The 26,364-nt window shown below is 42.7% G+C and carries 29 protein-coding genes, 1 tRNA gene and 1 other annotated feature; of the genes, 19 read left to right on the top strand and 11 right to left on the bottom strand.

The window, feature by feature from the left end:
• Positions 1-72 precede the first annotated feature (72 nt).
• The 5 genes from A5886_RS13995 to msrA form a co-directional block, all read right to left on the bottom strand.
• Positions 73-744: a type 1 glutamine amidotransferase gene (locus A5886_RS13995; protein WP_086275696.1), complete on the bottom strand. Its 672-nt coding sequence runs from the start codon at positions 742-744 to the stop codon at positions 73-75.
• Positions 737-2,086 carry a Mur ligase family protein gene (locus A5886_RS13990; RefSeq protein WP_086275695.1) on the bottom strand — a complete coding sequence of 450 codons (1,350 nt, stop codon included), beginning with the start codon at positions 2,084-2,086 and terminating at the stop codon, positions 737-739. Before A5886_RS13990 ends, A5886_RS13995 begins: the two co-directional genes overlap by 8 nt.
• Before the next feature lie 189 nt (positions 2,087-2,275).
• Positions 2,276-3,682, bottom strand: coding sequence for a TrkH family potassium uptake protein (locus A5886_RS13985; RefSeq protein WP_086275694.1), 1,407 nt, complete (start codon positions 3,680-3,682; stop codon positions 2,276-2,278).
• Between the two features lie 94 nt (positions 3,683-3,776).
• Positions 3,777-4,841 (bottom strand): iron-containing alcohol dehydrogenase family protein, encoded by a 1,065-nt coding sequence (locus A5886_RS13980; protein WP_086275693.1) that lies wholly within the window; start codon positions 4,839-4,841, stop codon positions 3,777-3,779.
• A gap of 181 nt (positions 4,842-5,022) precedes the next feature.
• Positions 5,023-5,541, bottom strand: a complete 519-nt coding sequence (gene msrA / locus A5886_RS13975; RefSeq protein ID WP_086275692.1) for a peptide-methionine (S)-S-oxide reductase MsrA — start codon at positions 5,539-5,541, stop codon at positions 5,023-5,025.
• Positions 5,542-5,628: 87 nt separating this feature from the next.
• On the opposite strand from msrA, the gene A5886_RS13970 reads away from it, so the two are divergent.
• From A5886_RS13970 to upp, 7 genes are all read left to right on the top strand, one after another.
• On the top strand, positions 5,629-6,198 hold the full coding sequence (locus A5886_RS13970; protein WP_086275691.1) for a GNAT family N-acetyltransferase: 570 nt from the start codon (positions 5,629-5,631) through the stop codon (positions 6,196-6,198).
• Between the two features lie 137 nt (positions 6,199-6,335).
• Positions 6,336-6,920, top strand: a complete 585-nt coding sequence (locus tag A5886_RS13965; RefSeq protein ID WP_086276075.1) for a thymidine kinase — start codon at positions 6,336-6,338, stop codon at positions 6,918-6,920.
• A gap of 3 nt (positions 6,921-6,923) precedes the next feature.
• The gene (gene prfA, locus A5886_RS13960) at positions 6,924-7,997 is read left to right on the top strand and encodes a peptide chain release factor 1 (protein WP_086275690.1); all 1,074 of its coding nucleotides are present in this window, start codon (positions 6,924-6,926) and stop codon (positions 7,995-7,997) included.
• A complete protein-coding gene (gene prmC, locus A5886_RS13955) occupies positions 7,990-8,844 on the top strand; it encodes a peptide chain release factor N(5)-glutamine methyltransferase (protein WP_086275689.1) in 855 nt (284 codons plus the stop codon). Before prfA ends, prmC begins: the two co-directional genes overlap by 8 nt.
• 176 nt (positions 8,845-9,020) lie before the next feature.
• Entirely contained in the window at positions 9,021-10,052 is a 1,032-nt protein-coding gene (locus A5886_RS13950) for an L-threonylcarbamoyladenylate synthase (protein ID WP_086275688.1), read from the top strand.
• 77 nt (positions 10,053-10,129) lie between these two features.
• Positions 10,130-11,371: a serine hydroxymethyltransferase gene (glyA, locus tag A5886_RS13945; RefSeq protein ID WP_086275687.1), complete on the top strand. Its 1,242-nt coding sequence runs from the start codon at positions 10,130-10,132 to the stop codon at positions 11,369-11,371.
• Between the two features lie 177 nt (positions 11,372-11,548).
• Positions 11,549-12,178 carry a uracil phosphoribosyltransferase gene (upp, locus tag A5886_RS13940; protein ID WP_054115173.1) on the top strand — a complete coding sequence of 210 codons (630 nt, stop codon included), beginning with the start codon at positions 11,549-11,551 and terminating at the stop codon, positions 12,176-12,178.
• A 61-nt stretch (positions 12,179-12,239) separates the two neighbouring features.
• Here the strand turns inward: upp and A5886_RS13935 are convergent, their stop codons facing one another.
• A complete protein-coding gene (locus tag A5886_RS13935) occupies positions 12,240-12,476 on the bottom strand; it encodes a hypothetical protein (RefSeq protein WP_086275686.1) in 237 nt (78 codons plus the stop codon).
• 124 nt (positions 12,477-12,600) lie between these two features.
• Here A5886_RS13935 and A5886_RS13930 point away from each other — a divergent pair.
• The 7 genes from A5886_RS13930 to A5886_RS13900 all read left to right on the top strand — a co-directional run bounded on the left by A5886_RS13930 (position 12,601) and on the right by A5886_RS13900 (position 17,759).
• Positions 12,601-12,673, top strand: a tRNA-Thr gene (locus tag A5886_RS13930).
• 164 nt (positions 12,674-12,837) lie between these two features.
• Positions 12,838-14,019, top strand: a complete 1,182-nt coding sequence (locus A5886_RS13925; RefSeq protein WP_086275685.1) for an FtsW/RodA/SpoVE family cell cycle protein — start codon at positions 12,838-12,840, stop codon at positions 14,017-14,019.
• A gap of 11 nt (positions 14,020-14,030) precedes the next feature.
• Positions 14,031-14,408, top strand: coding sequence for an arsenate reductase family protein (locus tag A5886_RS13920; RefSeq protein ID WP_086275684.1), 378 nt, complete (start codon positions 14,031-14,033; stop codon positions 14,406-14,408).
• Entirely contained in the window at positions 14,390-14,728 is a 339-nt protein-coding gene (locus tag A5886_RS13915; RefSeq protein WP_086275683.1) for a glycine cleavage system H family protein, read from the top strand. Before A5886_RS13920 ends, A5886_RS13915 begins: the two co-directional genes overlap by 19 nt.
• Positions 14,729-14,807: 79 nt before the next feature.
• Positions 14,808-15,057, top strand: a binding site (T-box leader).
• A 76-nt stretch (positions 15,058-15,133) separates the two neighbouring features.
• On the top strand, positions 15,134-16,171 hold the full coding sequence (locus tag A5886_RS13910; RefSeq protein WP_086275682.1) for a methionine ABC transporter ATP-binding protein: 1,038 nt from the start codon (positions 15,134-15,136) through the stop codon (positions 16,169-16,171).
• Positions 16,172-16,220: 49 nt separating this feature from the next.
• Positions 16,221-16,850, top strand: a complete 630-nt coding sequence (locus A5886_RS13905; protein ID WP_086276074.1) for a methionine ABC transporter permease — start codon at positions 16,221-16,223, stop codon at positions 16,848-16,850.
• Positions 16,851-16,901: 51 nt separating this feature from the next.
• Complete coding sequence (locus tag A5886_RS13900; RefSeq protein WP_054115166.1) at positions 16,902-17,759, top strand: MetQ/NlpA family ABC transporter substrate-binding protein; 858 nt, start codon at positions 16,902-16,904, stop codon at positions 17,757-17,759.
• Positions 17,760-17,794: 35 nt separating this feature from the next.
• Here the strand turns inward: A5886_RS13900 and A5886_RS13895 are convergent, their stop codons facing one another.
• The 3 genes from A5886_RS13895 to A5886_RS13885 all read right to left on the bottom strand — a co-directional run bounded on the left by A5886_RS13895 (position 17,795) and on the right by A5886_RS13885 (position 20,167).
• A complete protein-coding gene (locus tag A5886_RS13895) occupies positions 17,795-18,826 on the bottom strand; it encodes a helix-turn-helix domain-containing protein (RefSeq protein WP_086275681.1) in 1,032 nt (343 codons plus the stop codon).
• 251 nt (positions 18,827-19,077) lie between these two features.
• Positions 19,078-19,395, bottom strand: a complete 318-nt coding sequence (locus A5886_RS13890; RefSeq protein ID WP_086275680.1) for a DUF960 domain-containing protein — start codon at positions 19,393-19,395, stop codon at positions 19,078-19,080.
• 157 nt (positions 19,396-19,552) lie between these two features.
• Complete coding sequence (locus A5886_RS13885; protein WP_086275679.1) at positions 19,553-20,167, bottom strand: 50S ribosomal protein L25/general stress protein Ctc; 615 nt, start codon at positions 20,165-20,167, stop codon at positions 19,553-19,555.
• 302 nt (positions 20,168-20,469) lie between these two features.
• Between A5886_RS13885 and A5886_RS13880 the strand changes: the two genes are divergently transcribed.
• The 3 genes from A5886_RS13880 (at position 20,470) to udk (ending at position 22,589) form a co-directional block, all read left to right on the top strand.
• Positions 20,470-21,186, top strand: a complete 717-nt coding sequence (locus A5886_RS13880; protein WP_086275678.1) for a 16S rRNA pseudouridine(516) synthase — start codon at positions 20,470-20,472, stop codon at positions 21,184-21,186.
• 13 nt (positions 21,187-21,199) lie between these two features.
• Entirely contained in the window at positions 21,200-21,883 is a 684-nt protein-coding gene (locus A5886_RS13875) for a YjjG family noncanonical pyrimidine nucleotidase (RefSeq protein WP_086275677.1), read from the top strand.
• Between the two features lie 82 nt (positions 21,884-21,965).
• Entirely contained in the window at positions 21,966-22,589 is a 624-nt protein-coding gene (udk, locus tag A5886_RS13870) for a uridine kinase (protein WP_086275676.1), read from the top strand.
• Between the two features lie 254 nt (positions 22,590-22,843).
• Here the strand turns inward: udk and A5886_RS13865 are convergent, their stop codons facing one another.
• Together A5886_RS13865 and A5886_RS13860 are read right to left on the bottom strand one after the other, a co-directional pair.
• Positions 22,844-24,160, bottom strand: a complete 1,317-nt coding sequence (locus tag A5886_RS13865; protein ID WP_086275675.1) for a sensor histidine kinase — start codon at positions 24,158-24,160, stop codon at positions 22,844-22,846.
• A 3-nt stretch (positions 24,161-24,163) separates the two neighbouring features.
• A complete protein-coding gene (locus A5886_RS13860; RefSeq protein ID WP_086275674.1) occupies positions 24,164-24,838 on the bottom strand; it encodes a response regulator transcription factor in 675 nt (224 codons plus the stop codon).
• Positions 24,839-24,968: 130 nt separating this feature from the next.
• On the opposite strand from A5886_RS13860, the gene A5886_RS13855 reads away from it, so the two are divergent.
• Both A5886_RS13855 and A5886_RS13850 read left to right on the top strand, forming a co-directional pair.
• A complete protein-coding gene (locus A5886_RS13855; protein ID WP_086275673.1) occupies positions 24,969-25,691 on the top strand; it encodes a polyphosphate polymerase domain-containing protein in 723 nt (240 codons plus the stop codon).
• Positions 25,681-26,358 (top strand): DUF4956 domain-containing protein, encoded by a 678-nt coding sequence (locus tag A5886_RS13850; RefSeq protein WP_086275672.1) that lies wholly within the window; start codon positions 25,681-25,683, stop codon positions 26,356-26,358. Before A5886_RS13855 ends, A5886_RS13850 begins: the two co-directional genes overlap by 11 nt.
• The last annotated feature ends 6 nt before the right edge of the window (positions 26,359-26,364 follow it).

Genomic DNA, 26,364 nt, shown 5'->3' with positions numbered 1-26,364 from the left:
AGGTGTTGGGAAATTTCCCACAAAAAAAACAACACGTAAACGTGTTGTTTCCGAATACTATAAAGTATTTGTTTAAATCTCGATTCCACCATATCGATTACTCAATGCGGTCCGAATCAAACGTTCTGCTAGATGTTCATTACGAGCTAAGAGCGGCCCGTGGAAATAGGAGCCGAAGACGTTGCGATAGACAACACCTTCTGTTTGATCTTCACCGTTGTTTCCGTGGCCTTCTATCACTTTGCCAAGGGGCTTTTCACCTTTACCTAAGAAAGTACGCCCATTATGATTTTCAAACCCATAATAAGTCTCATCAAATACTTCGTTATGGATCACAATATCACCAATAAAGCGATTGTTGTCTTGGCTGAGTGTATAATGATCCAACGCACCAATACCCTCGATCTTTTCGCCATTGGCACCCATGTAGTAGTGCCCCAACAATTGGTAGCCGCCGCAGATAGCCAACATCACACCGTCGTTTTCGATATAGCGCGTCAAATCAGCTTTTTTGCTTTGAATATCTTTCGATACGATCAATTGTTCAAAATCTTGACCGCCGCCAAAGAAGACCAAATCAAATGTTTCGGCATCGAATGGTTCGTGGATACTGACGACTTCCACGTTGAAAGACACACCCATTTTTTCGGCTACATAACGCAACATCAAAAGATTGCCATTATCGCCATAGGTATTCAACAAGTTGCCATATAAATGGGCAACGTTCAGACTGTATTTAGTCACGTCCCATTCCTCCTTTGATAAACCCTTTTTCCGCTAGTTTTTTCCGTAATTGCAAGACGGCAGTATACGTGGCCAAAATATACACTTTGTCAGTTGGCAAATGCTCGATGTCGGTGATCACTTCATCAAGGTCTTTGGTTTCGGTGATGGTTTCTTCTGGAATACCGGCAACTTTCAAGCGTAACGCCATATCTTTATGACGATCACCGCCTGCAATGACTTTTGGGATACCCATTTTTGCGAAAGCTTCATGGTCGCCATCCCAGATCCAGCTGACATCAATACCATCGGCATAGTTGGCATTCAAAAGACAAACGAGAGAAAAGGGATAAGGTGATAGACCAATCATATCGATGACTTGGTTCAATCCAACTGGATTTTTGACCAAAACGAGGGTGCATTCTTTGTCACCAATCTGAATCACTTCTTGACGGCCGAATACTTTCTCGTCATAGGCTAAGCCAGACTTGATTTTTTCTGGTGCAACATGGTAATACTCAGCGACGGCGGTGGCAGCCAATGCATTGTAGACATTGTACATGCCGCCGACTTCAATCCGATAAGGTTCATTATCGATCACAAAATCAGCAGAGGTATTGTCCATCGCTGTGATGGCAGTCAATTTGTAGTCTAGCGCTGGACGATGGAATCCGCAGTTTGGACAGTAATATTTGCCAAGATTGGCGTATGTGATCATTTTGTAGTGCAGCAAATGATGACATTCTGGACACAAGACACCATCCGTATTGTAATGGGCCATTTGTTCTTGATCGGGCAAATGGTCAAAGCCGTAATATTTACGAGGATTGACTGTGGTGACTGAGTTGAACAAAGGAGAATCTCCATTGCACAAAATCGTTGCTTCCGGAGCATTGGCTGCGCCTTCGACGATCAGTCGATAGGTGGTGTAGATTTCGCCATAGCGGTCCATTTGGTCCCGAAAAATATTGGTGAAGACGAATAGTTCTGGTTTGATATACTGCGTCACTTTACTTAAGCTGGCTTCATCGATTTCCAAAACCGCAAATTTTTTGCCTTTTTTGGGCTTTGCCGATAAGAAAGTCGAAACGATCCCTTGGACCATGTTTGCCCCGGTCGGATTGGTCAGCACCTCATCAAATTCTTGGCGCAAAATATTGACGGTCAAAGCGGTGGTCAATGTTTTGCCATTGGTTCCGGTGATCACCACGACTTGATAATCTTTGGCTAAATGATCCAAAATATGCGGATCAATTTTCAAAGCTAATTTTCCTGGCAGACTGGAGCCGCCTTTGAAAAAGTTTTTTAATACCCACTGAGAGGTCTTGCCGACGGTGACCGCCAGTTGACTTCGTATACCCATAATTTACCCTCCATTTAGCGCCATTGAACTGATTGCGCAAATTCAATTTATCATACCATATTCAGCGAAAAAGGTTAAATTGCTTTTGCGATTCTTTAAATTTATGCTAAGAAAACAGCGAAAGACCCAAACCAGCAATGCATGCCAGTTTGGGTCTAAATAGTTCATTGTGGGGACCATCGGCATGTTTTACCCAATGATGATTTTTTCGGTAGGATATTCATAGCCGATATCTCGGGTTTCTTTTGGTACGAATAGCATCAATGTATACAACATGCCGATCCGCCCAATGAACATCAATAGTGCGATAACCAATTTACCGATTGCGGATAAGTCCCCCGTAATCCCTAAGGATAAACCAGTTGTTCCAAAGGCGGAAGACACCTCGACGATAATGGCGATCAAAGGAATGTCTTCCGTTGCAGTCAGGAACAACACGCAGAAAAAACACATGCCCATGGAGAGCATGAAGACGACAACAGATTTGCGGACATCGTCTTCATCGATCCGGCGACCGAAAATATTGATGTTGTCTTCACTTTTCAAGAAAGCATATAAATATAGACCAATGATGGCAATCGTCGTGGTACGGATCCCACCACCAACAGAACTTGGACTACAACCGATAAACATCAGCAAAGAAAATACGATCAATGTCGTGGTTTGAAAGTTGCCTAAGTCGTGGATCTGTAAGCCGGCATTTCGTGTAGTCATCGAATAGAACATACTGTTCATCCACATGCCACTGACACTATAATCTTTGAACAAATGGTCTTTCTCAAGGAAGAAAATCGCAATAGTTCCGCCGATAAATAAAATCACAAAAGCGAGAACAGCGATTTTGGTAAACAATGAAAAACGAAAAGGCAGTTGCCGCCGTTTTTTCTTTAGTTTGAATTGCAGCCATTCCCGAAAGTCCATGATCACGGGAAAGCCGATGCCGCCAACAAAAATCAACAACATGATAGAAGTCAAAAAGAAATAATCGTGAGAAAACGGCAAAATCGAATTGCCAGTCACATCAAAGCCAGAATTGGTGACGGCCGATATTGCTTGATAGAACCCATAGAAAATGGCATCTCGCCAATTGTCATAGTACCCGTATAAATGGAAATATACGGCGAAAATGGACCCCGCGACTACTTGGCATAACAAAATGATGGTGAAGGTGGTACGAATCATTCGCACGATGCCACTTAATTTGGGTTGGTTCATATCTGTCATGATCAATTGCCGTTGTTTCAGACTGATTTTTCGGCGAGAAACGATCGCAAAAAAGGTGGAGATCATCATGATTCCCAGTCCGCCTACTTGAAAAAGGACCTCAAGCAAGACAACCCCACGGTCATTGAACACATCGTTGATGGGAAAGGTGGTTAAACCAGTCACACTCACTGTACTGACCGCCATAAAAAATAGGTCGATGAAAGACGCGTGAGAACCTGCTTCGCGAAAGAAGGGCAAATAAAATAAACCCAATGATACGATCGTCATCACGATATAATAAAAAACGATCACTTGGATCGAAGATACGTTTTTTGAAAGAAATGTCTTGCCTCTACGCTGTGTTAGTCGGGCAAAGCGGCTGATGTTCATTTTGATTAACCCCTCACTTGGTAAACTAAGAATAGTATACCAAAGAATAAGGGGTTTTTGAATGAAAGTGGCAAAGGCTGACTGCCGATTGCCGTCATAGGGCTTCTACTGCAAGGATCGCTTGATAGACTTTTTCAGTCGTGATCGCGGGATCGATCAGCACAAAGGTTTCTTCCGGCTTGATCGCATAGCGCAGGACGTCTTCAAAATAAGCTTGGTCGGTACGGGTGACATGGATATCTTTTAATTTCATTGGCAAGTGCAAGGCTTGGTAAAAGGGGCGCAACTCTTCGATTACAGCCAAGTCGTTGGTATAAGCCAGTTGGACCCAAATGCAATAAGCTACTTTGTTGCCGTGCAGTACCGGATGCGTTTCTTCCAAATAAGACAAACCGTCGTGCAAGGCATGGGCACCAGAGGTTCGGCCAAAATCAACAGCAAAACCGCCGACTTCGCCTGCTAACGCAATAACCGCATCGGTGATCCGGGCAAAAGCAGGTGTTAGTTTTTGGGCTTGCAGGTCAGCCACTGCTTGAATGGCATCGTTAATCAATAGGTCTTTGATCAAGGAAGCACTTTGGAAACCCAATCGAACCAGTGCCGTTTTTTGATCATCCTGCAGTTGACGATAGATGGCCTCCATTTCATAATATTTTGCCAATGTATCAGCGATTCCAGCGATGAAATAATCAACAGGGGTCGCCAATAAGAAGGTTGTGTCCACCAATGTGAGATAGGCGCCTTGCTTTGCATAATCGATCTTGTTGATGGTATGGTCTGGGTGATAAACCACGACAACAGGTGTAAATGGGGCACAATTGGATACAAGTGTCGGAATCACGATGAGTGCCGCGCCAAGACGTTCAGAAGTGATTTTGGCTGTATCCGCAACCCGACCGCCACCAATGGCGATCACTGCATCAGCGCTGCCTATTTGATCGGCAAGATATTGTCCGTTTTCATAGCTAGAAGATCCGTCGTAACGGTAGACAGGGTAATCAAAGGGATGGGGATAATAGGCTTCAAATGCAGCAAAGGATTGGGTACCCGTGATCACTGCCACTTGTTGGAAATCTGCTAAATAGTCGGGTAGATTTTTTAAGGCCTCTTCACCAGTCACATACCGATTGGGTCCGGGCCGTACTTCATTGGCTAACATACACAACACTCCTCTGTAATTGTAAATTACTTATAAATGATAAAAAAATCAATCGTCAGAATTTTCAACCATATTAACGCGTATTCGATACGATTGTCAATTTTTTGCCGAAGAAAAAGCTGATCGTCCATGTAAAATGAACGTATCAGCTCAGAAGTGTTGCTACAGCAGCCCGCAGATATTAATTCCAAGAGTTGCGGATAAAGCCTGCGCGGCCAGAACCTTCACTGTAGGCTTGATAATGGGCGGCATTTTTCTTATAAAAATCTTGATGATAGTCCTCAGCTGGATAAAATGGTTCAGCGGGTTCGATGCTGGTCACGATTTGATCTGTAAAGCGGCCACTGGCTTGAAGATTGGCCTTGGATTGTTCTGCAACGGCCTTTTGTTCTGGACTATTGTAGAAAATCACCGGCCGATATGAATCTCCGCGATCTGCGAATTGACCGAAGGCATCTGTCGGGTCGGTCTGCTGCCAATAAATCTCCACCAATTCTTCGTAGGAAATCAATTCGGGATCAAAGGTGATCTCGACCGCTTCCGTATGGCCCGTGGTACCAGTGGTGACTTCTTGATAGGTTGGATTGGGCACGTGTCCGCCTGTGAAACCAGAAACGACTTTTTCTATCCCGGGCAGCGAATCAAAGGGTTTGACCATGCACCAAAAACAACCACCTGCAAAAATTGCTGTATCTTTCATCTAAATGCCTCCTTTTCTACTATGGTAAGCTTCTCATGGCGAAAAACAAATGATATGCTTGAGGTAAAGAAAAAAGGAGGAATCATTATGTTAGATAAAACGATTCCCTATGCGGAACTATGGATGGCACGGCCAACAAAGGATCTCGTTGAGATGAAGTCTGTCCCGCATCAAATAGCAATGAGAACGTACCAACCGGGAGATGCTGAAAAGTGGGCAGCTCTTGAAACAGCTGTTGGGGAGTTTGAACATGAAACAAAAGCCCTACAATATTTTGAAGAAACCTTTATACCTGAAGCAGAAGCTTTGCCCCAAAGGATGTTTTTTGCGCTGGATCAACAAGGAGCAGTGATCGGTACGGCAACGGCGTGGTGGAAGAAGGATAAACATGGCCACCGTGTGCCAATCGTTCATTGGGTAGCTGTTCATCCGCGGGGACAGCGTCAAGGCATCGCCCGCCAACTGCTGTATCAGGTTTTAGCCGTATGCCAGCAAGCCGATGCGCCGATGATTTACTTACATACGCAGACGTGGAGTCATGGCGCCATTGCGTTGTATCAAGAGTTGGGCTTTGAAATCATCGAAACAGATAGTGATGGTCAGATCAATCCCGACTATCCGAAAGCTGTGGCTATACTAAATCAGCTTGCTGATTGATGTCTTCCTAGATATCTGTTCTTTGGTTTTACGTAGGTTTGTCTTTAGTCAAGCCAATGCTTGTTAAGCATTTAAGTCTGTAAAAATTTTGCTTTTTCAAGTATAATACCAAAGGAGTATGAGGAAGGATGGGCGAAATGGCACAGCTTTTTTTTAAATATGGCGCAATGAATAGTGGCAAGACCATTGAGATTTTGAAAGTGGCACACAATTATGAAGAACAAGACAAACCAGTCGTGATCATGACGAGCGGGCTAGACACCAGAAGCGGCATTGGGAATGTATCCAGTCGGATTGGGTTAGAACGGGATGCGATCCCGATTTTTGATGAAACCGATCTATACAATTTGATCAAAGACTTAGGGTACAAACCCTACTGTATTTTGATCGACGAGGCGCAATTTTTGAAAAAACATCATGTCATAGCCTTTACCAAAATCGTTGATGAACTTGGAATCCCAGTGATGGCATTTGGTTTGAAAAATGATTTTCGCAATGAGCTGTTTGAAGGCTCAAAATATTTGCTCTTGTATGCAGATAAAATAGAAGAAATGAAAACAATCTGCTGGTTCTGTCACAAAAAAGCGACGATGAATCTGCATTATGTCGACGGTAAGCCAGTTTACGAAGGGGATCAAGTGCAAATTGGCGGCAATGAAGCGTATTACCCTGTTTGTCGCAAACACTACTTCCACCCTGTCATGAAAAAAGAAGGAGAATAAATCATGTACGATCAGTTACAATCAATCGAAGACCGTTATGAAGAATTAGGCGAATTACTCAGTGATCCAGCCGTGATTTCTGATACGAAACGTTTTATGCAGCTGTCTAAAGAAGAAGCCAATACGCGGGAAACTGTTGAAGTATACCGTCGCTATAAAGAAGTAGTTGAAGGAATCAAAGATACGGAAGAACTGCTTGGCGAAAGTTTGGATGCGGATATGGCAGAAATGGCCAAAGAAGAATTATCCGATCTTAAGAAAGAAAAAGAAGTGTTAGAAGACCGCATCAAGATTTTATTATTGCCAAAAGACCCTAATGATGACAAAAACATCATTATGGAAATTCGAGGAGCTGCTGGTGGCGATGAAGCAGCTTTATTTGCCGGAGACTTATTCAATATGTATCAAAAATATGCGGAAGCTCAAGGCTGGAAAGTGGATGTGATGGATGCCAATGTCACGGGGATCGGCGGCTATAAAGAAGTCATCATGATGATCACAGGCGACAGCGTCTTTTCTAAACTGAAATATGAAAGTGGGGCGCACCGTGTACAACGGGTGCCGTCAACTGAATCTCAAGGACGGATCCACACATCGACAGCTACTGTTGTCGTTATGCCAGAAGCGGAAGAAGTGGAAATCGAAATTGCCGATAAAGATATCCGGATCGATATTTATCACGCGTCTGGTGCCGGCGGTCAGCACGTCAATAAAACCGCCTCTGCTGTTCGTTTAACCCATTTACCAACGGGGATCGCTGTAGCGATGCAAGATGAACGTTCTCAGTTGAAAAACCGCGAGAAAGCGATGAAAGTATTGCGGGCCCGCGTCTATGACCAAATCTCGCAAGAAGCCCAAAGCGAATATGATGCCAATCGGAAATCTGCAGTTGGGACAGGGGATCGTTCAGAACGGATCCGGACGTATAATTTCCCGCAAAACCGCGTAACGGATCACCGCATCGGGTTGACTATCCAAAAATTGGATCAAATTTTGGCTGGTAAATTGGATGAAATCGTAGATGCGTTGATCGTATATGATCAAACATCTAAATTAGATGAGATGCAAAATGGCTAAAACCTATCGAGAAGTCCTTTCACGGGCTTCTTCTTTTTTAGAATCTGCAGGAGTAGAAGGATATGCGATCCAGTATCTGTTCTTACGGCGTAAACAATGGCAGCAATTGGATTGGCTGCTTCACATGGACACACCGATCGTGCCCGCAGACGAAGCGCAGATCGATGCGGATGTGGCACAATTGCTCAATCATCAGCCCCCGCAATATCTGTTGGGGTATGAAACATTTTATGACCACCAATTTAAAGTGACTGCAGACACCTTGATCCCAAGGCCGGAAACAGAAGAGTTGGTTGCACAATGCTTGGCGGATTGCCCAGAGAAACCAATGCGGGTCGTTGATATCGGGACGGGGACTGGGGCGATAGCCATCTCTTTAAAACTGGCACGTCCCCAGTGGCAGGTAGCTGCCGTAGATATATCAGAAGCCGCATTAGCCGTTGCACAATGGAATGCCAACGACCTTGCTGCAGCAATTGCCTTTTATCAAGGGGATACCCTATTGCCGGTGATTGAACAGCAATGGGATTTGATCGTCTCTAATCCGCCCTACATCAGCCATGATGAGTGGGATCTAATGGATATCAGTGTCAGAGAAAATGAGCCTAAATTGGCGCTCTTTGCAGAAGACAATGGCTTGGCAATGTACAAAAAAATTGCGCAGCAAGCCAAGTCTTGTCTAGCGTCATCCGGACAGATCGCGGTTGAAATCGGCTTTCAACAAGGGAAAGCGGTCCAAGCTATATTTGCGGAAGCTTTCCCGCAAAAAGAAGTCACGATCAAACAAGACATGGCTGGACAAGACCGGATGGTGCTTGTGCGTCATCCACAGTTTGTGGATAAATAATTTTTATTTTGGGATAAATCTGTTTAAAAAGCCTATAAAATAAACATGCAGCATGCGAAATGAGTTATAAACAGATTTATCCACACTTGACAAACGACTTATCCACAAAATGTGGATAAAAAAACCGAAAATGTTGATAACTATGGAAAAAGTTAAATAAAGGATGTGGATAAACTGTGGAAACGAAATTATTTGATCAAGATCATATTGCCGAAGCAGCTGCAGTTTTGGCTAAGGGCGGCTTAGTCGCTTTTCCCACTGAGACCGTCTATGGCTTAGGTGCGAGTGCGCTTTTGCCTGATGCAGTGGCACAAGTCTATCAAGTGAAAGGCAGACCGAGTGACAATCCACTGATCGTTCATGTTGCTGCGGCTGAGCAAGTAGCAGCATTTGTGGATAACCTCTCTCCGATGGCCAAACAACTGATGGACACTTTCTGGCCTGGTCCATTGACATTGATTTTTAAGATCAAACCGGATAGTCTGCCAAGCATCGTCACTGGCGGATTAACAACTGCCGCTTTTCGAATGCCTGATCATCCCCAAACATTGGCATTGATCAGCCAAGCGCAACAACCTTTGGTAGGGCCAAGTGCAAATACTTCAGGCAAACCGAGTCCGACATCAGCAGCTCACGTGTGGCATGACCTCCACGGAAAGATTGCTGGTATTTTGGATGGCGGGGCAACTCGGATCGGCGTCGAGTCGACTGTGCTCGATTTGAGTGATCCGTCAGGTACGCCGATCATTTTGCGCCCAGGAGCGATTGCCAAAGAACAATTGGAAACAGTCTTAGAAACTGAGGTCTTATTAGATAAACATTTGGTATCTGCTGGTGAGGTGCCAAAAGCGCCTGGAATGAAGTACAAGCACTATGCACCAAACACTAAGGTGATGATGGTTCATGATACAGATTGGCCAGCAGCAATCAACTGGGCGCAAGCCAATCACTTCAAAGTAGGCGTACTGGCTGGACCAACGATCGCAGAAGCCGTCCGAAAAGAAACAGCAGCAATCTATCAGTACTTTGATGACAGTCCAGAAGCAGCAGCGAGAGGCTTATTCGCCGGTCTGCGGGCTTTGGATGAATCAACGGCAGCATTGGATCTGCTGTTAGCAGCGACGTTTACTGAAGCCGGTATTGGTGCTGCTTACATGAATCGATTGAAAAAAGCGGCAAACCACGAATATTTCCAAGAAAATAAATGAAAATCGTACATTCTTTATAGGTGGCTTTTAGGAAATATGATACAATGCTACCATTAAGGTTAAGGGGTGTTGTAAGCATGGATTATCAAACGTTTGATCCCGAATTGTGGCAAGCGATCGAAAAAGAAACGAATCGTCAACAAAACAATTTGGAGTTGATTGCGTCAGAAAATATCGTTTCTGAAGGCGTCATGGCCGCACAAGGTAGTATTTTGACCAATAAATATGCTGAAGGGTATCCTGGGCGTCGTTACTATGGTGGTTGTGAATTTGTTGATGTGGTTGAAAACTTAGCAATTGAGCGTGCAAAAGCCATCTTTGGTGCCGCGTATGCCAATGTGCAACCACATTCAGGCTCGCAAGCCAATACCGCTGCTTATTTAGCATTGATTGAAGCAGGCGATACGGTTTTAGGTATGGATCTATCCGCAGGCGGACATTTGACCCATGGTTCACCGGTCAATTTTAGTGGAAAAACCTACAATTTTGTCAGTTATGGTGTTGATCCAGCGACTGAAGTTATTGATTATAACGTGGTCCGTATTTTAGCACGCAAACATCAACCTAAGTTAATCGTTGCGGGTGCGAGTGCCTACTCACGTACCATCGATTTTGCGAAATTCCGTGAAATTGCTGATGAAGTTGGGGCTAAATTAATGGTGGATATGGCGCATATCGCTGGTCTTGTAGCAGCAGGCCTTCATCCGAATCCAGTTCCATATGCTGACATCACGACCTCAACCACCCACAAAACATTGCGGGGACCACGCGGTGGTTTGATCTTGACCAATGACGAAGCATTGGCTAAGAAAATCAACAGTGCCGTTTTCCCTGGTATCCAAGGCGGACCTTTGGAACATGTTATTGCTGGTAAAGCAGTGGCCTTTAAAGAAGCCCAAGAAGATACCTTCAAAGAATATTCTGAGCAAGTCATCAGAAATGCGCAAGCGATGGCCAAAGTCTTCAATCAAGCACCGCAAGCCCGTTTGGTATCTGGTGCAACAGACAACCACTTGCTGTTGATCGATGTTCGCGGCTTTGATTTGAACGGCAAAGAAGCAGAAGCCTTGTTGGATCAAGTCAATATCACCGTCAATAAAAATTCGATTCCTTTCGAATCATTAAGTCCATTCAAGACAAGTGGGATTCGGGTGGGGACACCGGCGATTACTAGTCGCGGCTTCAAAGAAGAAGATGCTGTCGAAGTAGCCAAACTGATTGTCAAAGTATTGGAAAAACCAAATGATGAAGCGACATTGACTGAAGTCAAAGCGCAAGTCAAAGACTTAACAGACAAATATCCGCTTTACCAAAACTAATCGAATAGGACTGTGACAGATCATTCCGCCCGCACCAGGCCATCAAGCATATGGCTATGTGTATGGATGATCTGGCACAATCCTTTTTTTGAGGCAATCGGTTCGATCAAAAAGTGCAAGGTTGTATCAAAGTCCAATATGCTTTAAAATAAAAGAAAAACCAAAGGAGCGTTTATAATGGGTAAATTTCAAGTAATCGATCACCCGCTGATCCAACACAAATTAACAATGATCCGTGACAAGAACTGCGGAACGAAAGTTTTTAGAGAAGTGGTAGATGAAATAGCCATGTTGATGGCATACGAAGTATCAAGAGATATGCCATTGGAAGATTTAGTGATCGAAACACCGATCGAAGAATCAACACAAAAAACTTTGTCTGGTAAAAAAGTAGCAATCGTACCGATTTTGCGTGCCGGTCTAGGCATGGTAGATGGTATTTTGGAATTGATCCCAGCAGCAAAAGTGGGTCATATCGGTATGTACCGTGATGAAGAAACACTAGAACCTCACGAGTATTTCGTGAAATTGCCTGAAGATATCGATGAGCGTCAATTATTTATCGTAGACCCAATGTTGGCAACTGGCGGTTCTGCAATCATGGCAATCGATGCATTGAAAAAACGCGGCGCTTCAAATATGAAATTTGTCTGCTTGGTTGCTGCACCAGAAGGCGTCAAAGCATTGCAAGATGCCCATCCTGATGTAGATATCTACACCGCAAGCTTGGATGAACGCTTGAACGAAAATGGCTACATCGTACCTGGTTTAGGCGATGCCGGCGACCGTTTATTCGGTACAAAATAAGCAAAAAAGGGAAAATCTTTGCGATTTTCCCTTTTTTTGATGCTGAGTGTTGCTCAGTAAATTAGATTTTAGTTAACTGTTTGTAATTGATAATCAGAACACCATTGCTTTGTGTAATCAATTTTTGGTTGTCCGCAGTTTCATTTAGTTCGACGACGGCAGAGTTCTTCAACTGTTTCGTGATCGTACCAGTTTGCTGAATACCATGGATCGTGAACGTGACAGGAGTGGCGACCTCAAATGTTGAACCTTCTTGTGACGGGACAATCGTTGTTTCAAATTTACCAAATGTAGCCATGTAAAAACCTCCTTGATATCTCTATTGTACCATATTTTTTGAAAATTTTCAGCAATTGAAATTTTCTCCGTCACAGCTCTTTACAAAACCTGTGTTTTTGCCTATAATCGTCTTTGTGTGAGTTGCCAGCTTAGCTCAGTTGGTAGAGCAACGCACTCGTAACGCGTAGGTCACAGGTTCGAATCCTGCAGCTGGCATATTAAAAAAAGCCGTCATACCAATTTTTGGGTAGGGTGGCTTTTTTCTTTGCCATGATTTCATTAAAGTTTCTAAAATTTTTATGAATGCGGACGGACAATCCTTTCTTTTCTGGGCAAACATCACTATAATGGATAAAGATTCTACAGAAGAGAGTGTGGGCATGGAAAAGACACGAAAAAAGAGTGACAATCGAATTGATTACGGTGTGATTTTACCCGTATTTTTATTATGTCTGATTGGGGCAGCATCGCTATATGTGGCGTTGACACATGACCCCAGCAATCCGTCAGTTGGACGGATTTTAGGATTTCAAGCGTTATGGTATGTATTGGGGATCGCAGCGATCGTGATCATTATGCATATCAAATCGAAATGGCTATGGAAATTGACGCCGTATATCTATGGAATCGGACTTGTTGTGATGTTGGCATTGGTCAAGTTCTATGATCCGGCGATGGAAGCTTCCACAGGGTCAAAAAACTGGTTCCGCTTTGGCTCCTTTACCTTACAGCCTTCGGAGCTGATGAAAATTGCATTTATTATGATGTTGGCGTTGGTCGTCACTAGACACAACGTGAATAATCGGGAACGAACATTGAAGAGTGATGGCTTGTTGATTGCCAAAATGTTGGCTGTCACGATTCCGGTGCTGGTGTTGATCACGTTGCAAAATGACTTCGGGACCATGCTGGTCTTCTTGGCGATTTTCGGCGGTGTCTTTTTGATGTCAGGAATTTCTTGGCGGATCGTGATTCCAGTGATTGCAGCGTTTGTCTTAATCGGCGGTGGGACGATCTTCCTTGTGACGACGGATACCGGACGGGAGCTGCTGTATAATACCGGGATCTTCAAAGAGTATCAATTTGCGCGGATCGATTCTTGGCTGGATCCGTTTCACGATACCCAAGGACAATCCTTCCAGCTGGCCTATGCATTAATGGCCATTGGTTCTGGAGGTATGTTTGGCAAGGGCTTCAATGTGAGTGATGTGTATGTACCGGTTCGCGAATCAGATATGATTTTCTCCGTGATTGGTGAGAATTTTGGCTTTGTCGGCAGTGCATTTGTGATTTTGCTGTACTTTATTTTGATTTATCGGATGATTCGCATCTGTTTTGATACGAATAATGAATTTTACGCCTATTTGGCGACAGGGATCATCATGATGATCTTGTTCCATGTCTTTGAAAATATTGGTGCCAATATCGGTCTTTTGCCGTTAACAGGGATTCCTTTGCCGTTTATCAGCCAAGGAGGTTCCGCATTGTTGAGTAATATGATTGGTATTGGGCTGATTTTATCCATGCGGTATCAAGCAGAGACCGCACCAAAAACGTTATAAGGAGTAATGTGATGGTTGAATTATATTGTTATCCAAAATGCGGGACATGTAAAAAGGCACAAGCGTGGTTAGAGGGAAATGAAGTTGCGTTTGAACATATCAATATTGTTGAGAATACGCCAACTGAAACGCAGATCCGCACATGGATCGAAAACAGCGGCTTGCCATTGCGTCGCTTCTTTAACACGAGTGGTATGAAATACCGGGAATTGGGATTGAAAGACAAAGTACCTCAAATGACAAATGACGAAGCAGCGGCCATCTTAGCCACTGACGGTATGTTGATCAAACGTCCTTTAGTGGTAGCGGGTGAACGCTTTTTGATCAATGGGTTTAAAGAAAACGAATATGAAGGAGTTTTACTAGAATCATGGAAAAAAGATGCTTAAGAAAAAAAGATAATTTGTGGATTCTGTTCAATGGCAAAGAGTACTGTGTGGGGTTGACCAAAGAAGCCCAAGAAGAATTAGGGGCGATCACCTTTGCTTCGACTCAAAAGGTCGGCACAGCATTGAAACAAGGGGACACATTGGTTGAGTTAGAAGCAGAAAAAGCCGTCAGTGAATTTAGCAGTCCGCTAACAGGAGTTATCTCTTCTATCAATGAAAAAATCGATCAATCTATTGACATCTTAAATGATGAAGACGAATTGAACGCTTGGCTAGTCAGTTTCAAAGAGGTTGATCCAAGCCAATTTGAAGCACTCTAAGCACTTCTATACAAATAACTAGTATTTTTATAAAAAGAATTGACAGAGCTATGAGACGTTGCTATAATTTGCTCAATAAATGAATGCTTTGAAAAGAAGAGTACATCCTTTTGACATATCCAGAGAGCCTTGTTCGGTGCAAATAGGCAATGAAAAAACGATGGAAGATGGTCTTTGAGCAGGATAGGTGAGTTTGCATGAGCCTATCACGGGAAGCACCCGTTATCGTGCGGCAGTATGCGAAGCAATTCAAGTACTGAGCGAGGTCGTGGATGTGAATCTATGACAAATCAAGGTGGTAACGCGGAAGTTGTGCTTTCGTCCTTTGTAACAGTATAATGTACAAAGGACGGAAGCTTTTTTTGTTTATCACCGGCCTAAAGCAAACAGAAAGATGGGAGTACAATGGCACTAATTGAATTAACGCATGTGAAAAAATCATATGCCCAAAAGAAAACAGCCGTTCATGCAGTCAATGATGTATCATTGCAAGTTGAAAAAGGTGACATTTACGGTATCGTCGGCTATTCCGGCGCAGGCAAAAGTACCTTGGTCCGTTTGTTAAATGGACTTGAGCTGCCAACAGCGGGGGATGTCGTCATCAATGGCCAAAACATATTGGCATTAAAAAACAAAGAATTACGGAACTTTCGCAAGAAAATCGGGATGATTTTTCAACACTTCAACTTATTATGGTCGCGGACAGTGATTGAGAACATTGAATTACCTTTAGAGTTGGCAGGGGTCAAAAAAGCAGCACGCCGGCAAAAAGCCAAAGAATTGGTTCAATTGGTCGGCTTGGAAGGTCGGGAAGATGCTTATCCAGCGCAACTATCCGGCGGTCAAAAACAACGGGTCGGTATTGCTCGTGCGTTAGCCAATGATCCTGAAATCTTATTGTGTGATGAAGCAACCAGTGCACTAGACCCACAGACCACTGAGGAAGTCTTGGAACTGCTTTTATCCATCAATAAGACATTAGACTTGACGATTGTTTTGATCACCCATGAAATGAACGTGATCCGCAAAATCTGTAACAAAGTGGCAGTCATGGAGTTGGGACAAATCGTTGAAGAAGGCTCTGTACAAGCTGTGTTCAGCAATCCGCAACAAGCTGTGACCAAACGTTTCGTGCAACAAGATTTAGAACCAGAAGAAGATCCAGAGGAACTAAGACAGGCATTTGTAAGAGAAAATCCTCATGGACGTTTGGTGACATTGACCTTTACCCAAGACAATGCCAATGAACCGGTGATTTCACAAGCGATACGTCAATTCAACATTGATGTCAATGTTGTTTACGGCAAAATCCAACAAACCAATGAAGGTTCCTTTGGTGCATTAACGGTCTTGTTAACAGGCGAAACAAGTGAAATCGATCAAGCTGTTGCATTCTTTGGTTCACAACAAGTGGCAGTGGAGGTGATCGAAAGTGGGAAATAAATCATTTTCAGAAACGTATTTGAACTTTGATCAGATCGATTGGGCCAATATGCAGCAAGCCACGATCGACACCTTGTTTATGACATTCTTTTCAATGGTATTGGTCATTATTATCGGTCTGTTGCTCGGTTTAGCCTTGTATTCGCTGGGACGCAAATCTTCAGCTGGTGCAAGTATTGCGTATAACATCGTATCGATCGTCAGCAATGCTTTTCGCTCTACACCATTTATGATTTTGATGGTTTTGATCATTCCATTCACAACTTTGCTGGTAGGGTCTTTCTTAGGGGCGAAAGCAGCGATCCCAGCACTGGTTTTGTCAGCGGCACCGTTTTATGCGCGGATGGTGGAAATCGCCTTTCGTGAAGTAAGTCCAGGTGTGATCGAAGCTGCTGAAGCTATGGGCGCAAGTTACTGGGAGATCATCTACAAAATCGTGATTCCAGAAAGTGTGCCAGCTTTGATCTCGGGCATTACCGTGACAACGATCTCGATGATCGGCTACACCGCAATGGCCGGCGCAATTGGTGCCGGCGGTTTAGGTTCATTGGCATGGCAAGAAGGATTTCAACGTGGAAATTACACTGTGACGCTCGTCGCAACAGTGATTATTTTACTCATCGTATTTATTTTACAAGGCTTAGGTGACTTTTTAGCCAAGGCGACGGATAAACGTTAAATAAATAGGATGAAAAAAGATTAAAAGTGGAAAATATGGGAGGAAATAAAAATGAAAAAGATTTTAGGTTTTGCAACGACAGTATTGTTAACAGCAGCTTTGGCAGCATGTGGAACAGGATCTAACTCAAGCAGTTCTGACTCAACGACTGCTAGCAGCGGTGAAAACACCAAATTGGTGGTAGGTGCGTCTGTCACACCGCATGCGGAAATTTTAGAACAAGCCAAACCATTATTGGCTGAAGAAGGTATTGATTTAGAAATTCAAACATTTGATGATTATATCTTACCGAATAAAGCATTGGAAAATGGCGACATCGACGCCAACTACTTCCAACATATTCCTTATTTAAACAAACAAATTGCTGACAACGGCTATGACTTTGTCAATGCTGGTGCAATCCATATCGAACCAATGGGTCTATATTCTCAACGGATCGACGACATTGCTGACTTGGCAGATGGTGCGACAGTCATCACATCCAACTCTGAATCTGACTGGGGACGTATCTTAACAATCTTACAAGATGCAGACTTGATCACTTTAAAAGATGGCGTTGATACTGAAACAGCAACATTTGATGATATTGCTGAAAATCCTAAGAACTTAGAATTCAAACATGATATTGATCCATCATTATTGGCTACTGCCTATCAAAATGATGAAGCAGATCTAGTCGCAATCAATGCCAACTTTGCCTTTGGGATCGACTTGAACCCAGTTGATGACTCTGTCTTATTAGAAGCAGACAACTCACCTTATGTGAATGTGATCGCGGTACGTAAAGGCGACGAAAATACAGACAAAATCAAAAAATTAGTTGAAGTATTGCACTCTGACGAAATCAAAGATTTTGTTGATCAAGAATGGCAAGGTTCTGTCAAGATCGTTGATGCAGACGCACAATAATCGACAGGATAAATAGTTGATTACACCACCCGGAATCATGTATCGGGTGGTGTATTTTTTATCGTAAACATCGGTTGAAAGATCGATTGTTTTTGCCACACGCATTCATATAGCATGGGTAATTCTGGATGTTTCTTCAATAGTTTTTCATAATGGGGAAGCTGCAGTAAGAAACTGCGGATCAGCTGTACTGTCGTATCAGAGAATGTAAGCACCACTGGTTGAAAGACGAAAATATTGCCTTCCAATAGTGCACACACCAAATGGATTTGATAAATTTGTGATAGATTGTTGGCCCATAGCTGCGCATCACTATCTTGGATGAAAGATGCGGCAATTTTGGTGATCAATATGGCTTCGTGCGCGGGAACAAAGAATGTTTCTTGGGCCAATAACTGTTTCCATAAGAAAAGATAGGCCGCTTCATTGGTCAAATAATAGTCAGGCACATAACAATCGGGGGAGATTTTGCCAGAAGTGATACTAGTGGCAGTGGCATACAAGACCTGTTGGCGCAGGGTATGGATATCAAGGAAATGTTGGTAAAGCAATGCCGGCGCATCACAGAGAGCAGGAAGCAAAAACGCCGTCAGTTTGAATAACAGGAAACGAATTTGGCGCTCGTTGCCACTGACAAAGGGATAAGTACGTCGATCAATCGAAATCGAATAAGGGGAGAGAAACTGATCAAAGCAGGCAAAGCGGCGATGGAGTGTCGTTGCACTGATATATGCAGTGTCGCTGAGTAACGAAAAGGACAGTACGGGTTGTTTCATGCATAGAATCAAAAGGGATAAATTATGACTCTGATCAAATAAAGCGGCTATGATCTCCGGCTGGTTGCCTGTGAACAAACCAAAGCCATGCACACGCTTGATTTTCCCAGTAGTGATCTGATAATTAAATAAAGCACCTTCATTCAATTGGCCAGCGATCAATCGGCGGATTGCGCGAACCGAGATTTGCTGCTTATCCGCCGCTTTTTTGATGGGCAGTGGATTTTCTTCTAACAAGGCAGCGGTCAACTCAAACATACGCATAATATCTTTCTCCAGCAATGTATCCATCCATGTTCACCCCATAACGATTTTCTTTTTGCCATTATTGTAGTAGAAAAGTCGTTGTTTTTTCTGCGGAGAATAGAATAATTCGCAAACTATAATAAATAAATTTGAGGGGGAACGTGAAAGGGAACTTTCCTTTTTTATCCAATAAAAAAAGAATGAAAAATTCGAAAAAAAAAACTATCCTCTTAAAGCAAAAGGATAGTTTAATCAATAGACTGCGTTATCATACATACCCAATCCTTTAGATTCGCCTATCGGGTTTCGCTAGGCAGTAGAATTGTTTGTCGCTGGCCATCGTCATAGGCATACACCGTTTTAGGCAACGATGCGTCATAAAGATAAGGCAGATCGACCCCTAATGCGACTTCAGAATGTGATTGCGAAAAGAGCAAAGTAACGCGCCCTTGGTTGTTTTGCACAGTGAAGGTCAATAAATTGGTCAATGGGAATACTCCTTTTAGGTCTACATCAATGATCATCCAAATACTATCGATCAATTCGCCAGGCATTCTTTGGACGATGCCACCTGAGGCGTAGCGGCTGCGTGCATTATCAAATGTTTCAAACATAGCAATCCCTCCTTCAAAGGTTTGGCAACACATTTTGTGTATCTATCATAAGGAAGAAGTTGAAAAAAAGCAAATGATTTTTATTTTTTTATAGAAAAAACAGTACCCCTTGAGAAGGGTACTGTTGAGACAGTGATTGACTTTTGCAGATCACAGATTATTCTTCTTCTTCACCAATCACTGCAGGTTCAGCAGCTTCACCAGCTTCTTCGTCCTCTGTGATTTCTTGTGGTTCAGTGATGGCAACGATTTGTTCTTCGCTATCTGTAACGATCGTATAGTCATCATTTTTCGGCAGATCAGCAACAGTTAATGAATCACCGATTTCCAAAGCAGTTATATCCACTTCAACACGTTCAGGCAATTTGTCTGGTGTTGCAGAAACAACGACTGCATATAAGTTTTGTGCCAATACGCCACCAGCTTTCACACCAGCAGCTTCACCAGTCAAGCTGACTTCGGCTTCCACTTCTGTTTCTTCGTTCATATCGACTGATAGGAATTCAACGTGCGTTAAGTTGCGGGTAAAGGTATCTGCTTGATACTCTTTGATCAGCGTGTTGACTTTTTTTCCTTCTAAGTTAATGGTGATTACTGTATTTAACCCATTTTCACGCAAAATTCTTTCTAATTCAGCAGCATTGACAGCAATTGCTGTACTTTCTACTTTGTAGCCATTGACTACCGCAGGCACTTTGCCTTCGTGACGTAATTTGTTCCTTAAAGAACGGGGGCGGACTTCTCTTTTCGTAACTTCTAATGATACTGACATAACGCAATTCCTCCTAAAATTTTCTCGGTTTGACCGAGCGTTTTTTAAGCAAATTTTTGTTAACTCTGCACATTAAGTGGTACGTGAATGAAAACACGCAAAAGGACAGCTGTGTACACAACTGTCCCGGAAAGTTTTGGTTCAACTTTTCTCCACCAGGTCGTAACGCTGTGTATGAGAAACTTTATTTACTTTACTCTTTAACCTTACGCGTTATCCGAAACAAAGTCAACTAATATGAAATCCCGCGAGTGTTCAGATAGGGAAATCTACGCTATAATAACCGCAATGGAGAGAATTTTATGCGTTTAGACAAATTGATTGAAGAACAACTACATACCCCGAGAAAAGCCATGAAACGCTTGTTTCAAACGGGTCAGATCCTTGTGGATGGCAAAATCGAGGGAAAAAGAGAACGGAATGTCGATAGCAATCTGCATGAGATCATTGTCCAAGGAAAACAGTTAAAAACCAATGAAGTGTATTTTCTGCTGCATAAGCCACAAGGGGTGGTCACGGCCAATCAGGATAAACAACATCAAACAGTCATTGACTGTTTGGCTCCTCATGATCGGCACCCTGACCTCTATGCAGTCGGGCGTCTGGATAGAGATACCCAAGGATTGGTTTTGCTGACGTCGAATGGACAGTTGGGCTATGCATTGATGCATCCGGAAAAGAAAGTGATGAAACGCTATGAAGTAACTGTCAATGGACCCTTGACAGCAGCGGATCAGGCAGCCTTTGAACAAGGCATCGTGTTTCACGATGGGACGACTTGCCAACCTGCTGGATTAACGATTCAGCAGTCATCCTCCGAGCAATCACAAGCAATGGTCATGTTGATGGAAGGCAAATTTCATCAAATAAAAAAAATGTTTCTGGTGCGCGGTGTCAAAGTGATTGCCTTGAAAAGGACGGCTATTGGTCCGTTAACACTCACGGATGACCTGCCAATTGGCACGTACAGAAGGCTCTATCAGGAAGAACTAGAAAGTCTAGTGGATTATTTTCACTAAGAAAGAGGAAAAAATGACGTATAAAACTTTATTATTCGATGTCGATGATACGATTCTTGATTTTCAAGATACTGAAAACCAAGCGCTGCAAAAATTATTTGCTACCCAAGGATTGCAGCTGACAGATAGCCTCAAGCAAACCTATCAAACCTTAAACCATGGCTTGTGGCAAGCGTTTGAAAAAGGGGAATTAACACGAGAACAAGTGACCAATGAGCGGTTTGGCTTATTTTTTGAGTCACTTGGCAAAGAAGTCGACAGTCTAGCCTTAGAACAGCAATACCGCGCCTTTTTAAATCAAGGCCACAAATTATTGGGCAATAGTGCACAAGTCCTCGCCCAATTAGCCCCGAATTTTGATACCTATGTTGTCACAAATGGTGTATCCAAAACACAATTTCAACGCTTAAACGATGCAAAATTGATGGATTTTTTCAAAGCTGTTTTTGTGTCGGAAGATACGGGGTATCAAAAACCAATGAAAGAATTTTTTGACTATGTTTTTGATCGAATACCTGGATTAAAAAAACATGAAACAGTGATCATTGGCGATTCGCTGAGTTCAGATATATTAGGTGGACAGCTTGCGGGTATCGATACCGTGTGGCTCAATCCCCATAAAAAAAACACCAACGGCATTACACCTACATTCGAGATCGAGTCGATCGATCAATTGCCAGAATTGTTACAAGGCTGATTTTTCAGAAATGGTAGTAATTTGCAGAAATTTCGCTATAATAGAAACAGTGTGAATTTTAGAAATGAAAGAGGTAAATCGAATGACGAATGGCAAGCCCATTATAATTGGTGTGACAGGTGGATCAGGAAGCGGCAAAACAAGTGTGAGCCGAGCGATTTTTAATCACTTTCCGAATCATTCTATTATGATGTTGGAACAAGACTCTTATTACAAGGATCAAAGTGAGTTGAGTTTTGACGAACGATTGAACACCAACTACGACCATCCTTTTGCATTTGATACAGATTTATTGATTGCCCACTTGGAACAATTGCTTGCATATCAGACGATTGAAAAACCAGTTTATGATTATGTGGCGCATACCCGTAGTGAAGCAACCATCATCCAAGAACCAAAAGAAGTGATTATTTTAGAAGGTATCTTGATTTTAGAAGATGAACGCCTGCGTAATCTTATGGATATCAAATTGTATGTCGATACCGATGATGATATTCGTATCATTCGCCGAATCAAACGTGATATGGAAGAACGAGGCCGGACTTTAGATTCAGTCATCGAACAATATCTTACAGTTGTGAAACCAATGTACCACCAGTTTATCGAACCGACTAAACGCTATGCGGATGTGATCGTGCCAGAAGGCGGCGAAAACCACGTAGCGATAGACTTGATTACGACGAAGGTCGCTACATTTCTTTCATGATCCACTTATTTTTTAGATAAAGGTAGCTTTCCTGAAAGTTATGTGGTAAAGTAATCCTCATGCGACGAGTCGAGAAGGTCTAGCATTTGCTGACCAGATTGATAGCAGAGGCACACCGCGTAAGCAACCTGCCGGATTTGCAGGGTGTCGGAATTGACCTTTTGTGGAGATAGGGCTTTTCTACTAGCAATAGTACTGTGAGTAAAAAAACAGCTTTGAACGTTTTCGTTCAAAGCTGTTTTTTTTGTTTCGTCTTAGCCTTCTCTAGGTAAACGGATTTGGAAAACAACACCTTTTGGCTGCAAGTCTTTCACTGTGATTTGCCCTTTGTGTTCATCAATAATCTGTTTGGCGATTGCTAACCCTAAGCCGTAACCGCCAGTTTCTTTGGATCTGGAACGGTCTTCACGATAAAAACGATCAAAAATGCGGGCTTTTTCTTCATCGGTGATGGAAGGTCCTGTGTTTTTGACTTCGATCAGCCAATGTTTATTGGAGATTTCTGATAGTAGTGTGATTTTATCGCCAGCATTGGTATATTTCAAGGCATTGTCCAGCAAGATCACTAAGACTTGGTGGACCTTCTTCTGATCAAATACCGCTGTCGTTTCAGCAAAGTTTTCGATAATGAAGCGTTTGTTATCTAATTCAGCGATCTCTTTGAAGGGCTTGACCAGTTCTGCAATAAAGTGGGCCAACTCAACGGGTTCTTTGACCAAGGTCAATTGATTGGAATCACTGCGGGCAATCGTCAGCAGGTCCGCAGTCAATCCTGTTAAGCGCCGTGTTTCTGCTAATGCTTGAGCGATGCTTTCAGATTCGTCGATGATCGTATGATTGGGCTTAGTAAACAACCGCTCCAAACTATTTTGAATGATCGTCAGCGGTGTGCGCAATTCATGGGAGGCATTTTCCACAAATTCCTGCTGCTTTTTCCAAGAGGCCAAGATGGGCCGCATGCTGATGGTTGTCAATAAGTAACTGATACCAATCGATAAAATCCAGAAAAAGATCATCGACAAAATCAAAATCGTTTGAAAGTTAGACATCGCATTTTTGATTTGATTGGTATTGGCAAGCACTTGAATATAACTGACCCCTAAATTATTGGCGGGGGCCTCAGTTGTGATCGATCGAAAGAGTAGTTTGTCTTCGTTGGCGTCAGTCGATTGGTCATCAATGGAAAAAGATTGAATACTTTCCAGATTATCCGTGTTCAATGTCAAATTCGTTAATTGAGAAAAACGACCACCTAACGTTTGCTTATTCAAAATCTCACCATCAGCAGACCATAGAATCAATTGGGTATTGAAACGGTTGGTTCCAGGAATCTTTGGCATGGTTGAATCCGGCGGTGTCGTCAGGCTGTCCGTTTGGAAGGAACTGATCTCTGCTTGGATCAATCGTGTATCTTCCACTGCTTGTTCCAGAGATAAGTCTGTTTCTCGATAGGCTGACTGATTGAATAGTTCCAAGACGATCACACTTAATAAGAAAAAAACGATGGCAAATGCACTGACGTTGATCAAAAACGACTGTAATCGTTGTTTATTTGAACGTTCATTGTTCATCCATTACGCTCCTTGCATGATATAGCCGACATTACGCAATGTGCGGATTTCTTTATCAACACCAGTGTCTCGCAAATGTTTGCGCAAGTTGCTCATATAGACTTCGACGACAGTCAGTGTTGTTTCTGAATCAAATCCCCAAATGCGGTCAAAAATCTGTTCTTTCGTCAAAATGATCCCTTTATTTTGTAAGAAATAAAGCAACAGCTCAAACTCTTTGCCTTGGATCGGCAGCAACTGTCCATTGAAGGTCACTTCATTGGCAGCCAATTTGCAGACCAACCCTTTATATTCAATATTATTTTCATTGAATAAGCCTAATGATCGTTTCAATAATGCTTTGACCCGCATCAATAATTCTTCCCGATAGAAAGGTTTCGTTAGATAGTCATCGGCACCTTTCTGGAAACCAGTGACTTTGTCTTCTAAACCGTCTTTTGCAGTAAGGATCAAGACAGGTGTTTGGATTCCTTTGCTTCTTAAAGCAGCCAATACTTCGTATCCATCCATTTCTGGCATCATCAAATCCAAGATGATCAAGTCATAGATGCCTGTTTCGGCTTCGTATAATCCCTCGCTACCATCATAGGATTGGGTCACATCACCAATCTCACCAACAATTTCTTTGATATTTTCTGACAATGTTTTGTCATCTTCAACAAGTAAAATTTTAATCATTTTTCCACCTCTTTAATGATAAGAATAGCACGAATAGCATAAAAAATACTTAAAATGCAGAGAATTACTTAAGCTGGTTTTAAGTTACCTCCTTTAAATTATAAGCAAGAACACATAGGAGGACAAACAAATGAAACTTAAGAAGGTTTTCCAACGAAAAGAAACAAAATATCTGATCCCTACCGAGCGCTTTCCAGCTTTCTTTAAAGCATTACAGCAGCAAATGGCTGTTGATGAGTACGGCAAACATACGATTATGTCTTTATACTACGATACCGATGATTACCGGTTTATCCGCCATTCAATGGATAAACCAAAGTATAAAGAAAAATTTCGGATCCGCAGTTATGGCGTACCTAGTCAGGATAGTTTGATTTTTTTGGAAATCAAGAAGAAAGTCAATGGCATCGTCTATAAGAGACGCGTACCGATGTCTTATCAAGACTATCAGCAATGGGTTCTTGGGGGCAAATTGCCAGATACAGTTGAGCCAGCACAAATCGCTGCTGAAATCAAATGGTTGTTCAAACAAAACCAAGATCTCGCACCAAGAGTGCTGATCGCCTACGATCGTTTGTCACTGTTTGTCGATGATGAGAGTGAATTTCGCGTGACGTTCGATCAAGATATTCGTTTTCGTGCTTGCAATTTAGACTTGGCTGCAGGCAGTGACGGCGCATTGGTGGCACCGGAGATTGGTGTCTTGATGGAAGTCAAAGCCATTGGTGCTTATCCATTGTGGTTTGTTGATCTGCTCAATACCTACGATGTAAGAAAAGGTAGTTTTTCTAAGTATGCCCAAACATATCAGCGGCATTTATTCAAGAAGGAGGAAGTTTTACATGTTATCTAGTTTGTTTTCAGGAGATACCAGTTCACTTGAATGGGGGAGCCTGTTGATTTGTATAACGGCATCATTGATTTTAGGTTTATTGGTTGCAGTGATCCATATGATCAAAAATGTCTACACTAAGAATTTCGTGATTACATTGGCTGTCTTGCCGATTTTGGTTCAATCAGTGATCATGCTGGTCAATGGCAATCTGGGTACCGGGGTTGCCATCCTCGGTGCATTTAGTCTGATTCGCTTCCGTTCAGTCCCTGGCGGATCAAGAGAAATCACGAGTGTCTTTTGGTCAATGGGGATTGGTTTGGCAACAGGAATGGGCTATGTCGGCTACGTCGTTGTCTTTTCGATCATTGTGGCCATTTTCTTGACGATTCTTTACACCGTGCCGTTTGGCGATCGCCAAAAAACGACAGAGCGAGAATTAAAAGTCACCATTCCGGAAGATTTGGATTATCCGCAACTGTTCGATGATATTTTTGAAAAATACGCCCATTCTGCAAAATTAGATTCTGTTCGCACAACAACGATGGGGAGCTTATATGAGCTGCGGTATCATTTGTTGCTGAAAGATCAATCGCAAGAAAAGCAGATTATTGATGAAGTCCGTATTCGCAATGGCAATCTCCCAGTCGTGTTAGGCAAAGCCGCGGCGAATCGCGACGAGTTATAGAAGGAG

The organism is Candidatus Enterococcus testudinis (assembly GCF_002140915.1).
In the GTDB taxonomy this organism is placed as follows: Bacteria; Bacillota; Bacilli; order Lactobacillales; family Enterococcaceae; genus Enterococcus_D; species Enterococcus_D testudinis.
This window is presented reverse-complemented; position numbering and strand designations above follow the sequence as displayed.

Bases quoted from the DNA above. Each gene is read 5' to 3' on its own strand.
- A5886_RS13900 (WP_054115166.1), top strand. From the start codon at position 16,902: ATGAAAAAGATTTTAGGTTTTGCAACGACAGTATTGTTAACAGCAGCT.
- A5886_RS13880 (WP_086275678.1), top strand. From the start codon at position 20,470: ATGCGTTTAGACAAATTGATTGAAGAACAACTACATACCCCGAGAAAA.
- A5886_RS13860 (WP_086275674.1), bottom strand. From the start codon at position 24,838: ATGATTAAAATTTTACTTGTTGAAGATGACAAAACATTGTCAGAAAAT.
- A5886_RS13885 (WP_086275679.1), bottom strand. From the start codon at position 20,167: ATGTCAGTATCATTAGAAGTTACGAAAAGAGAAGTCCGCCCCCGTTCT.
- msrA (WP_086275692.1), bottom strand. From the start codon at position 5,541: ATGAAAGATACAGCAATTTTTGCAGGTGGTTGTTTTTGGTGCATGGTC.
- A5886_RS13905 (WP_086276074.1), top strand. From the start codon at position 16,221: ATGCAGCAAGCCACGATCGACACCTTGTTTATGACATTCTTTTCAATG.
- A5886_RS13925 (WP_086275685.1), top strand. From the start codon at position 12,838: ATGGAAAAGACACGAAAAAAGAGTGACAATCGAATTGATTACGGTGTG.
- A5886_RS13910 (WP_086275682.1), top strand. From the start codon at position 15,134: ATGGCACTAATTGAATTAACGCATGTGAAAAAATCATATGCCCAAAAG.
- A5886_RS13895 (WP_086275681.1), bottom strand. From the start codon at position 18,826: ATGGATACATTGCTGGAGAAAGATATTATGCGTATGTTTGAGTTGACC.
- A5886_RS13890 (WP_086275680.1), bottom strand. From the start codon at position 19,395: ATGTTTGAAACATTTGATAATGCACGCAGCCGCTACGCCTCAGGTGGC.
- A5886_RS13980 (WP_086275693.1), bottom strand. From the start codon at position 4,841: ATGTTAGCCAATGAAGTACGGCCCGGACCCAATCGGTATGTGACTGGT.
- prfA (WP_086275690.1), top strand. From the start codon at position 6,924: ATGTACGATCAGTTACAATCAATCGAAGACCGTTATGAAGAATTAGGC.
- glyA (WP_086275687.1), top strand. From the start codon at position 10,130: ATGGATTATCAAACGTTTGATCCCGAATTGTGGCAAGCGATCGAAAAA.
- A5886_RS13920 (WP_086275684.1), top strand. From the start codon at position 14,031: ATGGTTGAATTATATTGTTATCCAAAATGCGGGACATGTAAAAAGGCA.
- A5886_RS13875 (WP_086275677.1), top strand. From the start codon at position 21,200: ATGACGTATAAAACTTTATTATTCGATGTCGATGATACGATTCTTGAT.
- A5886_RS13935 (WP_086275686.1), bottom strand. From the start codon at position 12,476: ATGGCTACATTTGGTAAATTTGAAACAACGATTGTCCCGTCACAAGAA.
- A5886_RS13915 (WP_086275683.1), top strand. From the start codon at position 14,390: ATGGAAAAAAGATGCTTAAGAAAAAAAGATAATTTGTGGATTCTGTTC.
- prmC (WP_086275689.1), top strand. From the start codon at position 7,990: ATGGCTAAAACCTATCGAGAAGTCCTTTCACGGGCTTCTTCTTTTTTA.
- A5886_RS13865 (WP_086275675.1), bottom strand. From the start codon at position 24,160: ATGAACAATGAACGTTCAAATAAACAACGATTACAGTCGTTTTTGATC.
- udk (WP_086275676.1), top strand. From the start codon at position 21,966: ATGACGAATGGCAAGCCCATTATAATTGGTGTGACAGGTGGATCAGGA.
- upp (WP_054115173.1), top strand. From the start codon at position 11,549: ATGGGTAAATTTCAAGTAATCGATCACCCGCTGATCCAACACAAATTA.
- A5886_RS13855 (WP_086275673.1), top strand. From the start codon at position 24,969: ATGAAACTTAAGAAGGTTTTCCAACGAAAAGAAACAAAATATCTGATC.
- A5886_RS13850 (WP_086275672.1), top strand. From the start codon at position 25,681: ATGTTATCTAGTTTGTTTTCAGGAGATACCAGTTCACTTGAATGGGGG.
- A5886_RS13990 (WP_086275695.1), bottom strand. From the start codon at position 2,086: ATGGGTATACGAAGTCAACTGGCGGTCACCGTCGGCAAGACCTCTCAG.
- A5886_RS13970 (WP_086275691.1), top strand. From the start codon at position 5,629: ATGTTAGATAAAACGATTCCCTATGCGGAACTATGGATGGCACGGCCA.
- A5886_RS13965 (WP_086276075.1), top strand. From the start codon at position 6,336: ATGGCACAGCTTTTTTTTAAATATGGCGCAATGAATAGTGGCAAGACC.
- A5886_RS13985 (WP_086275694.1), bottom strand. From the start codon at position 3,682: ATGAACATCAGCCGCTTTGCCCGACTAACACAGCGTAGAGGCAAGACA.